The sequence below is a fragment of the uncultured Pontibacter sp. genome (genome assembly GCF_947499215.1).
GTDB lineage: Bacteria > Bacteroidota > Bacteroidia > Cytophagales > Hymenobacteraceae > Pontibacter.
The window spans coordinates 848,448-862,370 of record NZ_CANMNI010000001.1; the positions used below are offsets into that span (position 1 = coordinate 848,448).

Annotated in this window: 10 protein-coding genes; 9 read left to right on the forward strand and 1 reads right to left on the reverse strand. The window is 50.0% G+C overall.

The window, feature by feature from the left end; translation table 11 throughout:
- Positions 1-79: 79 nt before the first annotated feature.
- The 7 genes from Q1A04_RS03670 (at position 80) to Q1A04_RS03700 (ending at position 8,319) form a co-directional block, all read left to right on the forward strand.
- Complete coding sequence (locus tag Q1A04_RS03670) at positions 80-1,555, forward strand: DUF5687 family protein (RefSeq protein WP_299701345.1); 1,476 nt, start codon at positions 80-82, stop codon at positions 1,553-1,555.
- 95 nt (positions 1,556-1,650) lie between these two features.
- Entirely contained in the window at positions 1,651-2,346 is a 696-nt protein-coding gene (locus Q1A04_RS03675) for an ABC transporter ATP-binding protein (RefSeq protein WP_299701347.1), read from the forward strand.
- A gap of 175 nt (positions 2,347-2,521) precedes the next feature.
- Positions 2,522-3,895: an amidohydrolase family protein gene (locus Q1A04_RS03680; RefSeq protein WP_299701349.1), complete on the forward strand. Its 1,374-nt coding sequence runs from the start codon at positions 2,522-2,524 to the stop codon at positions 3,893-3,895.
- A gap of 79 nt (positions 3,896-3,974) precedes the next feature.
- Positions 3,975-4,745: an MBL fold metallo-hydrolase gene (locus Q1A04_RS03685; RefSeq protein ID WP_299701351.1), complete on the forward strand. Its 771-nt coding sequence runs from the start codon at positions 3,975-3,977 to the stop codon at positions 4,743-4,745.
- Positions 4,746-4,765: 20 nt separating this feature from the next.
- Positions 4,766-5,128, forward strand: coding sequence for a DUF1622 domain-containing protein (locus Q1A04_RS03690; protein WP_299701353.1), 363 nt, complete (start codon positions 4,766-4,768; stop codon positions 5,126-5,128).
- 105 nt (positions 5,129-5,233) lie between these two features.
- Complete coding sequence (locus Q1A04_RS03695; protein WP_299701355.1) at positions 5,234-7,351, forward strand: ABC transporter substrate-binding protein; 2,118 nt, start codon at positions 5,234-5,236, stop codon at positions 7,349-7,351.
- A 284-nt stretch (positions 7,352-7,635) separates the two neighbouring features.
- On the forward strand, positions 7,636-8,319 hold the full coding sequence (locus tag Q1A04_RS03700) for a hypothetical protein (protein WP_299701358.1): 684 nt from the start codon (positions 7,636-7,638) through the stop codon (positions 8,317-8,319).
- Between the two features lie 308 nt (positions 8,320-8,627).
- Here Q1A04_RS03700 and Q1A04_RS03705 read toward each other — a convergent pair whose 3' ends face one another.
- Entirely contained in the window at positions 8,628-8,891 is a 264-nt protein-coding gene (locus tag Q1A04_RS03705; protein ID WP_299701361.1) for a hypothetical protein, read from the reverse strand.
- A gap of 452 nt (positions 8,892-9,343) precedes the next feature.
- Here Q1A04_RS03705 and Q1A04_RS03710 point away from each other — a divergent pair, with 452 nt between their 5' ends.
- Both Q1A04_RS03710 and Q1A04_RS03715 read left to right on the forward strand, forming a co-directional pair.
- Positions 9,344-12,439 (forward strand): SusC/RagA family TonB-linked outer membrane protein, encoded by a 3,096-nt coding sequence (locus Q1A04_RS03710; protein WP_299701364.1) that lies wholly within the window; start codon positions 9,344-9,346, stop codon positions 12,437-12,439.
- A gap of 14 nt (positions 12,440-12,453) precedes the next feature.
- Positions 12,454-13,884, forward strand: a complete 1,431-nt coding sequence (locus tag Q1A04_RS03715) for a SusD/RagB family nutrient-binding outer membrane lipoprotein (protein ID WP_299701367.1) — start codon at positions 12,454-12,456, stop codon at positions 13,882-13,884.
- Positions 13,885-13,923 lie beyond the last annotated feature (39 nt).

The window sequence follows — 13,923 nt, forward strand, 5'->3', positions numbered from 1 at the left end:
TAAATAAGAAATTACAATGGGGGCTTGGTAATATAAATATTATCAACAATATTTATAAAGCCATATATTTTTGTACCCTATGTTTCTAGTTCTACTCCGACAACAGTGGAAGCAGACCAGTCGGTCCCCTGTTTTTCAAAAAAGCTTAGTCGTCAATATCATCCTCGGGTTGCTGATTATTTATTTTGCTTCAATCCTTGTCACGCTTGGCTTTTTTGCGGATAAAGTATTAGTGAAACTCTACCCCGGTCAGAGCTCCGTTGATTCCCTCAATAGTTTTCTGCTCTTCTATTTTCTGATTGACCTCCTTCTGCGGTTTATGATGCAGGACTTGCCCGTGCTGGCCGTGCAGCCATACCTGCACCTGCCTGTGCGGCGCAACAGACTGATACACTTCATGCTGCTTCGCTCTATACCCAGCATGTTCAACCTTATGATGCTGCTGGTATTTGTGCCCTTTATGCTGCGAGCTGTTATACCTACTTATGGCACAGGTATAGCTTTGGTGTGGCTGGCAGCGTTACTCATGCTTACTTTCTTCAACAACTACCTGCTCATCTATTTCAAGCGGCAGCTAACCAACAATCCTAGAGCCACTTTGCTGCTAGTTGTAGCCGTGGCCGGAATGATGCTGCTTGATTACTTGCAGGTGCTTTCACTGCGGCAGCTCTCTATGGATGCTTTCGGTGCGCTCATGCAGCAACCATGGCTACTGGTAGTGCCTTTTGGCATGCTTGCATTTGCCTATTGGCTCAATTTCAATTTCATGCGCGCGCATTTATACCCTGAGGAGATCTTCATCAAGAAAGTTGCGGCAGTGGATGGCAGCGATTTGGGCTTTCTGCACCGATTTGGCGATACAGGAAAACTGATCGCGCTGGAACTGAAGCTTATATGGCGGCACAAACGTCCGAAATCCATGATCATGCTATCAGGGATTATGCTATTTTACGGTCTTCTGTTTTATAGAAACGAGGCCTATACCGATGGCTATATGATGCTCATCTTCATCGGTATCTTTATGACAGGTATGCCGATATTCAACTACGGGCAATTTGTGCCTGCTTGGCAGAGCGGACATTTCGATGCCCTGCTTACACAACGCATTACATCCTATCAATATCTACAGGCTAAATACTGGCTTTTCGTGCCTGCCGTGCTGGCCATGTTCCTGCTCACGCTGCCTTATGGCTTATTTGGTTACAAAATCGTGCTCATCAACGTGGCAGCCATGCTTTTTAACATTGGCATCAGTAGTTTCTTTGTGTTATACTTTGCCGTTTTGAACAAGAAGCGGCTCGACCTAAACAGTGGGTCTGCTTTTAACTGGCAAGGTGTAGGCGCTTCGAGCTTTATCCTGCAGTTGCCCGTCCTCCTGACTCCACTTCTGATCTATGCGCCTTTCGGTTATTTCGATATGCCACAGGTGGGCGTATTTTTCATCGGTCTAATCGGCTTGTTGGGATTTGTCTTTCACAGGCAATTGCTGCAACTGGCCACCAGCCGCTTCATCGACCACAAATACCGTATGGCAGCCGGTTACCGACAGCATTAACCTAGGTGCTATGCTATAACTGCCCGAAGCCACAAATTCATCTTTTAAAATTAAAAACAGGTGATTACCTGCCAAATCATCATACCTCTATACCCATGCTTGAAGTAACTAACCTTGAGAAATCTTATAGCGGTATAACCGTGGTGAACATCCCCTCGATGCACATACTGCCTGGCGAAACGGTAGGTTTGGTGGGCAATAACGGAGCTGGCAAAACCACGCTATTCCGCATGATGCTAGACCTCGTGCGACCCTCCGCAGGACTAGTCCTAGCCAAAGGAGAGCCAGTTGCCCACGCCCATAATTGGAAGCACTATACCGGCTCACACCTCGACGAGGGCTTCCTGATCGACTATCTTACACCGGAGGAGTACTTTAAATTTATTGGTGACCTGCATGGCTTGTCAACTGGGGACATACAAGAGCGTCTACAGCCCTTTACCGATCTGTTCAACGGTGAGGTGCTACAGCAGCGCAAGTATATCCGTGACTTTTCGAAAGGCAACCAGAAAAAGATAGGTATAGCGGCAGCAGCGCTTTCCCTACCCGAAATCCTGATCTTGGATGAGCCTTTCGCCAGCTTAGACCCCAGTTCTCAGATCAGGTTGAAAAATCTGCTGCGTTATCTGCACGAACAGCACCGCATGACACTATTCATCTCAAGCCACGACCTGAGCCATGTGACAGAGGTATGCAAGCGCATTGTGATTCTCGAGAAAGGACAAATCGTGCAGGATATGCAAACTACGGAAAACACACTGCAGGCTCTCGAAGCCTACTTTACGGTTTAAAATACGATTTAACGCAAACACAAAAAGCCACTAATCCCGGGATTTGGTGGCTTTTTGCTTTATGGTAATGGCTGTTCCAGCTATCTATCGACTTAATAGGATTTTTTACGTTTAAGCAAACAGTCCTATAACACGGTCAATTTTAGATTTCATTAATCAAATATTGTCTCGCAACATGAAAGCATATTTTCTCCTGCTTATACTTCTGACTGTAGGCCTATACCCTACTTGGGCACAGCAACCTGTAAACTCCAGCGAACAGGAAGTAGTGTTTCGCTCCGTCAGCCTCATCCCGATGGATAAGGAGCAGGTTATCAAGAACCAAACGGTGGTGGTAAAAGACGGGAAGATCACGGCCATTGGCAGCGCGGGAAAAGTGAAGCACAGCAAAAATGCGCTGATCGTAGACGGAAAAGGTAAATACCTGATGCCCGGACTGGCCGAAATGCACGCTCATGTCCCCCCTGTTGACGACTTGGAGCAGATGAAAGAAGTACTGCAGTTGTTTACACTGCATGGCATTACCACCATTAGGGGGATGCTGGGTCATCCACGCCACCTCGAACTGCGCAGCAAATTGCAGTCCGGCGAATTGATCGGGCCACGATTCTATACCTCAGGCCCCTCTCTGAACGGGAACAGCGTTAATTCTCCTGAAGCCGGGGCCGAGATGGTCAGGCAACAGAAGCAGGCCGGTTACGATTTCCTGAAACTCCATCCGGGGCTTAACAACGAGACCTTTGCCGCTATTGCCAATACAGCTAATCAGGAAGGAATGCCTTTTGCCGGGCATGTGTCGTACGAGGTGGGTGTTTGGCGTGCCATTGAGGCGGGCTATGCCTCTATTGATCATATGGACGGTTTTATTGAAAGCCTTGTACCGGGTCTAGAGGCTATACCGGAGCAGGAGGTTGGCCTCTTTGCCATGTATATCGCCGATCAGGCGGACACGACCCGTATACCTAACCTGATGACGGCTTTGCGCGAAAAGAGCATCTGGGTAGTTCCGACACAGGCACTTGCCGAACGCTGGATGTCACCTGCCGAGTCACCTGAAGTACTGGCCAACAAACCTGAAATGAAATACATGTCTCCTAAAACGGTGCAGAACTGGGTGGCGTCCAAACAGAAGCTGCTAGCAGACCCGCGTTACGATGCCGATGCCATCATGCGGTATGTGGACCTGCGCAGGGAACTAATCAAAGCCTGCAACGATAACCAAGTCGGCCTGTTGCTGGGCTGTGACGCCCCACAGGTATTTAATGTGCCCGGCATCTCCACCCACCAAGAGTTGGAGTACTTGGTCGCGGCGGGCTTAAGCCCCTACGAAGCCCTCCGGACGGGCACTGTGAATGTAGGGAAGTACTTTAACCGAGAAGACATAGGCGTGTTGAAGGTGGGTGCAGTGGCTGATCTGCTGCTCTTGGGCGGAAATCCCTTAGAAGACATCACCCAAACCCAACGCATTGAAGGTATCCTGATCGGCCATACCTATCTGCCCAAAGCCTACATCACCCAAGCATTAAAAAAGATGGAAAAGGCGCAGTAGTCCGGTCCCAAAACTAAAAGCCCGGCAAGCTGTTACGAATCCAATAAATAAAATGACCAGTTCAACAAACACAATCTCCATGAAACAGAAAGCAATACTACTACTGGCAGGCATGCTGCTGCTCTTTACGGCACAGGCCCAACAAACAAATAGCGAAGACCAAATTGAAACTGAGAAAGGACCACTGACCGTAAGGCCGATCCTGCACGGTACTGTGGCTTTTACTTGGGATGGCAAAACCATTTACGTGGACCCCTACGGCGGCGCGAAGGCATTTGAAGGTATAGCCGACCCCGACCTGATCCTGATCACCGACATCCACGGCGACCATCTCGACCTCAAGACACTCGAGGCCATCAATACTGACAAGGCTACTTTTGTGGTGCCACAGGCCGTGGCTGACAAGCTACCGGAGAGCTATAAGCAGCGCGTTGTTGTGCTTGGCAACGGCGAGCACACCGAGCAGCTGGGTATAGCCATTGCGGCCCTGCCCATGTATAACCTGCCCGAGAGCGAGGATTCCCGCCACACCAAAGGCCGGGGCAACGGCTATGTGCTGGAGTTCGCCGACAAAACCGTATACCTATCCGGCGACACCGAAGACATCCCTGAGATGCGTGCGCTACGCAACATTGATATGGCCTTTGTCTGCATGAACCTACCCTATACCATGAATATCGACCAAGCCGCATCTGCCGTACTGGAATTTAAACCGACTATGATATACCCTTATCACTACCGTGGACAGGAAGGGCTGAGCGATGTGGAGGCGTTTAAGCAGAAAGTGAACGAAGGAGATAAGAACATAGAAGTAAGGCTGCGCAACTGGTATCCGGAAAATAAAAAATAAGAAACCATACTCAACAGCCCTTGCACGACTTTAGGCTATACATTGAATACGTTGCACGGTTCATCGAAGCGATTGGCGTCCTGATCATTGCGATCGGGGCAGCCGTCGCACTTTTCCGTTTTTTATTTCCCATTCGGCGAAACTCCCACCGCTCCTATAAGCAGTTGCGCCATGACTTGGGCAAAGCCATCCTGCTGGGGCTAGAGATACTGGTGGCCGCCGACATCATTGCCACCGTCGTGACAGAACCCAGCATGGAGCGCGTGCTCACACTGGGCCTCATTGTCCTGATCCGTACCTTTCTGAGCCTCTCCCTGCAGGTCGAACTGGAAGGTCGTTTTCCGTGGCAGAAAAGGAGGCCGGAGGCAGAGGAACCTCTTTAGTCCCGTCATTCGGCAATTCCGTATACATAGCTACACCCCGGATCGTGGTCTCAGACCATGCTATACCTGTCATTGCTCCTGTTCAAGTTATCTTAAGTCCTGTGCATGCGCGCAAGGCCGCTACCTTTCAAAGAATCCGCACTGCTGCTAGTGGGTGTACTGCTGGTGGTGTATATCATCTACCGGCATTTCTCAAGCAATCCACGCCTGAACGGACATTACACGGTCGGAGTAATTCTTAACACAATTGAGCTTACACCCAGTGACCTTGAGGTGGTCAAGTTCATCATCGGCAAAAAGCTTCAGCAAATCAATCAACAGGGTGGCGTGGACGGACGGGAGCTTCGCGTGAAGTATCTAGACGACGAGGGCAGCCCCGAAACGGCGCAGCAAGTGGTGCGCGAAACCATGAATGACAGTCATTTGATCGGCTATGTGGGCTGCTGGAGTTCTACCCGCTCCAAGGCCATCTCTAATTTAGTCGGGCCCAGCCGAATTCCATTTATAGGAGGTTATGCACTCACTCCCCTTTTTGAGGACTTCCCTACCATGTACACGGCGGAGCGGGGCATCCTAGACCTTTCGGCAGTATATGGGGAGCTGATTAGTGAATACCGTCGACCGGCATTTGTTGGCAAGAAAGGAGATCTCTACTCGCTTGCCCTTTTTCAGAAAATGCAGGAAGTGACTTCCCAGCAAGACAATATGCAGTTGGTGCATCATAAGTGGTTTTCAGGCGATCATACCTACACACCAACTGAACTCGACTCGCTGAGTAGCGCACTTATTTCAAAAGACGCTGACTTTCTGGTGATCTCCTTTGAGAGCGGCATCACCTCCTATATTATTAAGGAGTTGCGAAACGCAGGTATACACATACCGATCTACACGGCCTTGGGTGACCTTGGCTTTGTGACTTCGCAGGCTGACGGCCTATCGGTCGGTGAGCTCTACGACCTGAACGTGATCGGCGTTCCTGGGACTTTCAACCTACGGCTGCAGGAGCAGATACCGGCTTTCAGAAAGGAAGTGCAGCGTAGCGAAACGCTCGAGTTGCAGCTCAGCTTCGGCGCCCGGTTGGCCGATAGTATCGGGCTCTTGGCTGAGGCGGCTCGGTCCTCTGCCTCCAAAGGCCCGGACCTGCCCATCCGGGAACGCATCAACTACGGCATGACACAGTACATAGGCGGCGAGCGCATTTACAGGGGCTGGTTCAACGACTGGTATTTTACGCCTGACAGGGCCATAGCCGGTGACGTGTTGCTTGCTTGGAAGCCCAAAGCCACCGCCTACCACATGCTGGCGCCGCAGCAGTACATGCACCTAAACGACACCCTGCGCAAAGTGCCTGTGCTCTATACCCACATGGACATGGTGCATATTAACCGGGTCAGCGACACGGAAGGAAGCTTTTACGCCACTTTTTATTTTGAGGTGACTTCTGCCGGCCAGTTCGCTGTAGAGCAGCTCGACTTTACCAATGCCGCCCGCAGCGAAACGAGCCACGAGTATCTGTTAGACATCAAGCCCATCCGGCAACGTAGGCTTTCTGGTGAGCATCCGCTCTACAACTACCTGTATAAAATTTCGGGCAAGTTCATCTTTGAGCCGGATCTACGCAACTATCCTTTCGATCAGCAGCGTTTCTCCATCTCCTTTCAGCCTAGCAGTGCACTAACGCCGTTTCTGGTGCAGCCTTCCCACCCCTCCTCCCGCGACACGGTGTTTGAGGTAAGAGGCTGGAACTACAGCGGCCATTATGTTGGTTTCGACCATGACATCATTAGCTCCTTCAATACCTTCGAGTTCTCCCGCCAGACCATTCCATACTACAAGTTCAACTATACCTTTGTGCTGAGTCGGGCCCGCATCGATTTTTTTCTCAAGGTGTTCACACCGCTTCTAGTTATCCTTACCATCACCTATTTCTCGGTATACATCCCGCTGCACCGCTTCGAAACGCTTGAGGCCATACAGGTCACCTCGCTTCTGGCCTCCATCGCCCTGTACTTCTCCGCCTACAAACCCGAGATGGAGTTCGCCACCATTTCAGACAAAATCTTTATTTTCACTTACATCATGATCACTTCCCTTATAGGAACCTCCATATTGCAGTTTGTGAAACGCAAGAAATATAACACCGAGAGCAAAGTCGCTAAAATTTACCAGCATTACATTTTCCCACTTATCGTACTGGTTTTCACCTTTGCAGTGATCTGGTAAGCTTTTGCAAAACCACAGAACTCTAAGTAGCAGAACTTAAACGACTTGCCATCTGTTGAGCAGAAATGTGAAACGAGTAGAGCCTGCATATGGGCATTGTGCAAGGTATAGCGAAACGAATGTTTAGCGCCTTTTTAGGGCCCGATTGGCAATAAAAGATTAACTTTTTAAGTTAGGGTAAAAAGGTTTTTGGAAAAAAGCACAAAATTCACTAATCGACTATCTTAAAAAAATATTATTTTTATATTTACCGCAATTCAACTTTTACCATTATTAAAAACAACATGAAAGCATTCTTTCTTTCCTTATTGATCGTGCTGACCGTGGCGGCACCAGCAGTGCAGGCGCAGGGAACTGCTAGCAATGAGAACAAGTCAGCCACTGCCTTGTCTGGGCAGTTCAATGACCTCAAGTCCAAGTCCAACTCCTACATGGAAGGCAATAGAGAGTATAAGGTTGTGAATGTCAGTCTGCTCAACTCCTTCTGGCAGAGCGTGCAGGCTACTATAAAAGAGACCGAGCAGAAGCAGGCCAAAGACCTGAACGCAACCCGCGGCGATTTGGAGACTGCCCGTGCGCGCATAGACGAGCAGGAAAAGCAGATCGAAGCCCTCAAGCTTGACAATGCCGAAAAGGAAGCGGCCGTGCAGCAGAGCGAAGACGCCGTAAATAACCTGCATGTGCTAGGCATCCCAATTCATAAGCAGGTATATGTGATCATCAACACAGCCATCATTGCCCTTCTGCTTATTGCCTTGGGTGTGATTTATACCCAGTATAAGAGCAGCAAAAAGGTGACAGACCAGAAAAAGAAAGAGTTTGACGACATCGACCATGAGTTCGCCGACTTCAAGAAGAACGCCCGCGAGCGCGAGATCAAAATCAAGCGTGAGCTGCAGACGGAGATGAACCTAGTGGCGGAACTCAACGAACAGATAGCCGCACTGCAGAAAAAAGTGCATGCATAAGCGGACTTTTCCTACAAAATAATGCAGACAGGCTGCCTCGGTTATCCGGGGCAGCCTGTTTTTTTAGGGCCAGAAATGGTCGTAGAACCTACGTTTGCGTTTGCTCCTTCTGCTATCCTTGCCATACACGTAGTACAAAAAGTAACCGATAGCATAGAGCACTATAACCGATGCTATGATAATGATTTCCATAGACTTATATACGTAAATATACAATAAAGGGCATATCTGCGACTCCATTTCAACTTGGTCCGCCCCTGCTTTCCCCTTTACGGTTTCTACCCTCGTGCTACAAATAAGATCCCTAATCAGAGCTCAAACCTATACGCCAGCCCCGGATGCCATTCTATTTTGCAGATGATAAAGGGCGCAAAAACACCGTTGGCGCAACTTGGCAACTCCACCTGCTCGAGTGGCTTGCCCCGATGAGAGTGCTTGTCAAGGTATAGCTTAGCCGAAGGATCGAAGCACTTGTTTTGCAGCAGGAGCCGTCGCAGGGAGCCCGATAACCCATAACATACCCAGTAGGTTGGATTTTGAAAATCGGTCTGTAAAATCAAAGCATATTTCATAGCATAACGTTTTGCCTTTTGTACGGAGGTAATCAATACTAGGATTATACAAATAAAATTCTTTTAAATTATCCTATTCTCATCGGTCAGGTCCCAAAACTTCATTTATACTTTAGAGCGAATGCCTATTGCCAACTTTTGCAGTTTTTAGTTTACTTTCCCAATAAACAAGCATATATTAGTTTAATTATCTATATCATTTTTGGATATTTGCGTTTTTACTAACAAAAAAATGAAACTTATTTGTCAAAATTTCATATACAACTAAATTGAGCTAATTAAGTATTCAGAAGGTAATTAACACTAGGCGCAGGTAGGAGCAGTGTAAAAGGGCGCGCTGAAAAACCACGATCAGCAGAACATGAAAAGCTTTCATTACTATCATATAAACCCTTATTATTTTTCATCAGGTACTAAATGGAAATACTATGAAGAACACCTTTACACTAATCATGTTTCTACTTCTAGGCTGCTTCGCATCGAGCGCCCTTGCGCAGCAGCGGGAAGTTAGCGGCCGGGTAACAGCGGATGACACCGGCACAGGTATGCCGGGCGTCAGTGTGGCCGTAAAAGGCACAACCACCGGTGTGGCCACCGACACCGATGGCAACTACCAAATACGGGTGCCTGACGATAACGCGACTCTTGTATTCCGCTTTTTGGGCTACCAAACCCGTGAAGTGGTGGTGGGCACCCAGAGCACCATAGACGTGGTAATGGCAACAGATGCCAAACAGTTGGGTGAAGTAATGGTGACGGCACTCGGTATCACAAGAGAGAAGAAGGCCCTTGGCTATGCCGCACAGTCCGTGGAGTCGGCAGAGCTAACACAGCACCGCCAGCCCAACGTTCTGAATGCCATGCAGGGCAAAGTGGCCGGCGCTACCATCTCGAGCACAGGCGGCGCTCCCGGACAGGGCACCAACATCCAGATCAGAGGTATAAACTCCATCGACGTGACCCGCAACAACCAGCCGCTTTTCGTGATTGACGGCGTCCTAATGGACAATAGTACTTCAACTGTGGGAGCTGGAGCCGAACTCAGGGGTATGAGCAACCGCCTCGCTGACATTAACCCGGATGACATAGAAAGCATTAACGTGCTGAAGGGTGGCGCTGCAACAGCGCTGTATGGTCTGCGAGGTGCTAACGGTGTTGTGGTCATTACCACCAAACGGGGCGAGCAAGGAGCCCTGCGCGTGAATTTTACAAGTACGGCGGGTTTAGAGGAGGTAAATAAATTCCCGGATATTCAGGATACCTATACCCAAGGCTACCGAGGCGTGTATGACCCGACCAGCTTCTGGCCATCGTGGGGTCCGACGGTATCAGAAGCCCGACAGCTGGATCCGACCCATCCCGACGGGCTTTACAACCACTTCAGAGACGCCTACGAAACAGGGCATCAATTCCGCAACTCTCTTTCCTTTTCAGGCGGCAACGAGGCCATCACATTCCTATCCTCTATCTCCCACCTCAGGCATGAGGGGGTGCTGCCATTCACTGACTTCAGCAATACCTCAGCCCGTCTTAACGCAGAGGTTAAAATCAGCGAAAAAGTAAGAACCGGTGCCAACTTTAACTACACAAATTCCGGCGGAGCCCGCTACAATGCAGACCGCTTTAATGAGAGTCTGAGCTACTGGTCTCCACGCTGGGATGTGACGGATTTCCGGAAGCCGGACGGCACCATGAACACCTACGGCAACAACAACCCGATATACGGAGCCGCCACTAACCGGCTGGAAGATGATGTAAACAGATTCATAGGCGGCTTAAGCTTTGGCTATACCCCAACCAGCTGGCTCGACCTCAGCTACCGCGTAGGCCTTGACACGTACAACGATGACCGCACTCGCACCGCCCCTGGTCCATTGGGTGTGGCAGATGAGCGGGTATATGAAGATAACGGACAGGGATTCGTAGGTGAGTATACCGAGAAGTTCCGGGCCATTAACTCTACCTTCCTGGCTACCCTAAACAAAAGTTTTGGTGAGGACTTTAACGCTACGCTGCGCTTAGGACACGAACTGTACGATAGACGTATAAAAAGCTTTGGCGTGTTCGGCAATGAGCTTACCGTACATGACTGGTTCTTCCTGCCAAACGCGCGTCTGCTTACCTCCACACAAAACTTAAGAGAGTACCGCTTGATGGGCTTTTTTGGGGAGGCTACCTTCGATTACAGAGACTTCCTTTTCCTGACCCTGACCGGCCGTAATGACGTAACGTCAACGCTCCGAAAGCCGAACAACTCATTCTTCTACCCTTCGGCCAGTTTGAGCTATGTGTTCTCCGAGCATCTGGAGCTACCGGAATTCATCAACCAGAGTAAGCTCAGAGTATCGTATGCCCAGATAGGCAAGGATGCCGAAGAGTATGCCACCTCCTCCGGCTTCGCCTCCTACAATGGACTGCCGACAGGCTATACCGGTTTCACGCGCGCTGCGCTGCTGGGCAACGTTGATCTGCGTCCGGAATTCACTGATACCTATGAGGCTGGTTTAGAGATGTCTTTCCTGAACAACCGATTGGGCTTTGACTTTACCTACTACTACTCGCTGAGCAAGGACCAGATCATCAATATCGCCGTGGCCTCTACCACGGGTTTTGTGCGGGCTGCAGTCAACTCCGGCGAGATGCGAAACAAAGGCGTTGAGATTGTCCTGAACGCGGTACCTGTTCAGACGCAGGATTTCACTTGGGACTCCAAGCTGATTTTCTCTGCTAACCGTAACAAGATCCTGAGTATACGGGAAGGGCTGGACGAGATTCCGTACGCCTCTCAGTTTGGTTACGTAGGCTCTACTGTTACCATGAAATTGATACCTGGCCAGCCATACGGTAATATTTACGGCTCGCACTGGCAGCGCTATTACGGCGGGGCTGAAGAGGATCCGCTGTTTATCGATAAAGACCGGCCAATTGTCATCGGAGAAAATGGTTTCCCGGTACGCGCTCCACTCACCAGCCAGAAAGTATTGGGCAACTCAATGCCTGACTGGATTGGCGGTTTCACCAACACCCTCTCCTACAAAGGGCTGAGCCTGACTAGCTTGTTTGATGCCCAGTGGGGTCATGAGAAATACAACCAGATGGGTAACTTCTTCTCCGCCTTCGGTATAGCAGAATACACGGAAGACCGAAACGATACCAGAGTCTTTGAAGGTGTGCTGGCAGACGGAACACCTAACACCAAGCAAGTATGGCTCGGACAAGGCGTGGGACCTGACGGCGAAGATTACGGAGACGGTTTCTACCGCCGCTTCCACCGCGGTGTTTCTGAGAACTTTGTGGAGGATGCCTCTTGGGTGCGATTGCGCTCCCTGACCCTGAGCTATTCCCTGCCAAGCAGTTTGTTTGAGAATAACTTTATCCGCAACAGCTCGGTGGCACTCACTGGCAACAACCTGTGGCTCTGGACCAGATATTCTGGTTTTGACCCCGAGAACAGCTCCACTCCAAGCGGTAGCAACGTGACCGGTTTTGCCGGTTTCACTTACCCGGCTGTGAGAAGCTACCTGATTACGCTGAATGTAGGATTCTAAAATCAAGAATGAACATGAGAAAGATATATAGATATGCGCTTGCCTTTATGATGATAGGGGCTTCGCTCAGCCTGCAAAGCTGCGAGGATTACTTCGACCTGCACGAGAACCCTAACTTGGTGTCGAACCCTCCGCTCAATGCCATGCTTTCCACCACCACCCAGAAAACCGGACTGAACAGCCAGCGGATTGCCGCCACCACTTCTTTTTACGTGCAGTATGTAGCCAGCCCGGTAGCCGGCAACGGCACAGATACCTATCAAGTAACTGACCTTACCGGTACTTGGGATGCGATCTATCTGGCGATGGCCGACATCTACGACATGAAGCAGAAAGGTCTGGAAGAAGGCGCATCTGACTATGTGGGCGTGGCTAACATTATGATGGCCTACCACCTCAATCTGATAATTGACCACTGGGGCGATGCGCCCTACTCGCAGGCATTCGACAATACAACGCTTACTCCCGGTTTTGACCCCGCTCAGGATCTATATGCTGAAGCCATGCGCCTGCTCGACGAAGGTATAGCCGAGCTCAACAAAACAGATTCACGAATTCCCCTGCGGGACGAAGACGACCTAATACATGGTGGCGATAAGACCAAGTGGATCCGTACGGCTTATGCCTTTAAGGCGCGTATGCTCAATAAAGTAAGCAAGCTTTCCAGCTATGACCCTAACGCCGTGCTGACTGCCGTTGACAACTCTTTACAGTCCAATGCCGATGATGCCGACATGGATGTGTTCGCCGTACGTAACCCTTGGGCCCAGATAGCACAGAACAACACGCAGCTGGTGTTGGGCGGCTGGCTGTCGGAACAGTTCGTAGACCACCTCAATGGCACGACCTATGGCGTAGTGGACCCGCGCTTGTCACGCATCACCGACCCGACCGACCCTAAATTCTCATTAGACCCTTACATAGGTACGCCAAACGGTGTAGGCAATGTAGGTCCGAGAAACAACACGGATCGTGATGAGGTATACATCTCCCGCAACTCCCCACTCACTGGCGACCTCTCTCCTATTATTATCGTCTCTTATGCCGAGATGAAGTTTGTAGAGGCTGAAGCCGCCTTCAGAGCCGGTGACCGTGATCGGGCATACGCAGCTTACATAGCAGGTATAACAGCGCATATGAACAAGCTGGGTGTGCCGGAAGGCGAGCGCAACGCCTACCTCAACAACCCAGCCGTGGGTGTTGGTGCCGCCAACCTGACGCTCGACCTGATCTTTAAAGAGAAGTATGTAGTCACATACCTCAATGCCGAAGCATGGGTGGATGCCAGACGCTACGACTACCAGTATGCTGACTTCACGCTGCCAGTTGGGGCCGACATCCCAACCTTCATCCGCAGAGTGGCATACCCTCAGGGTGAGGCCAGCAAGAACCCCAACACACCAGATTCGCCAGTGCTTTCTGAAAGACTGTGGTGGGACATTTAAAGTTTAAGAGTTAGAAAGTTTAGAAGTTAGAAAGACATC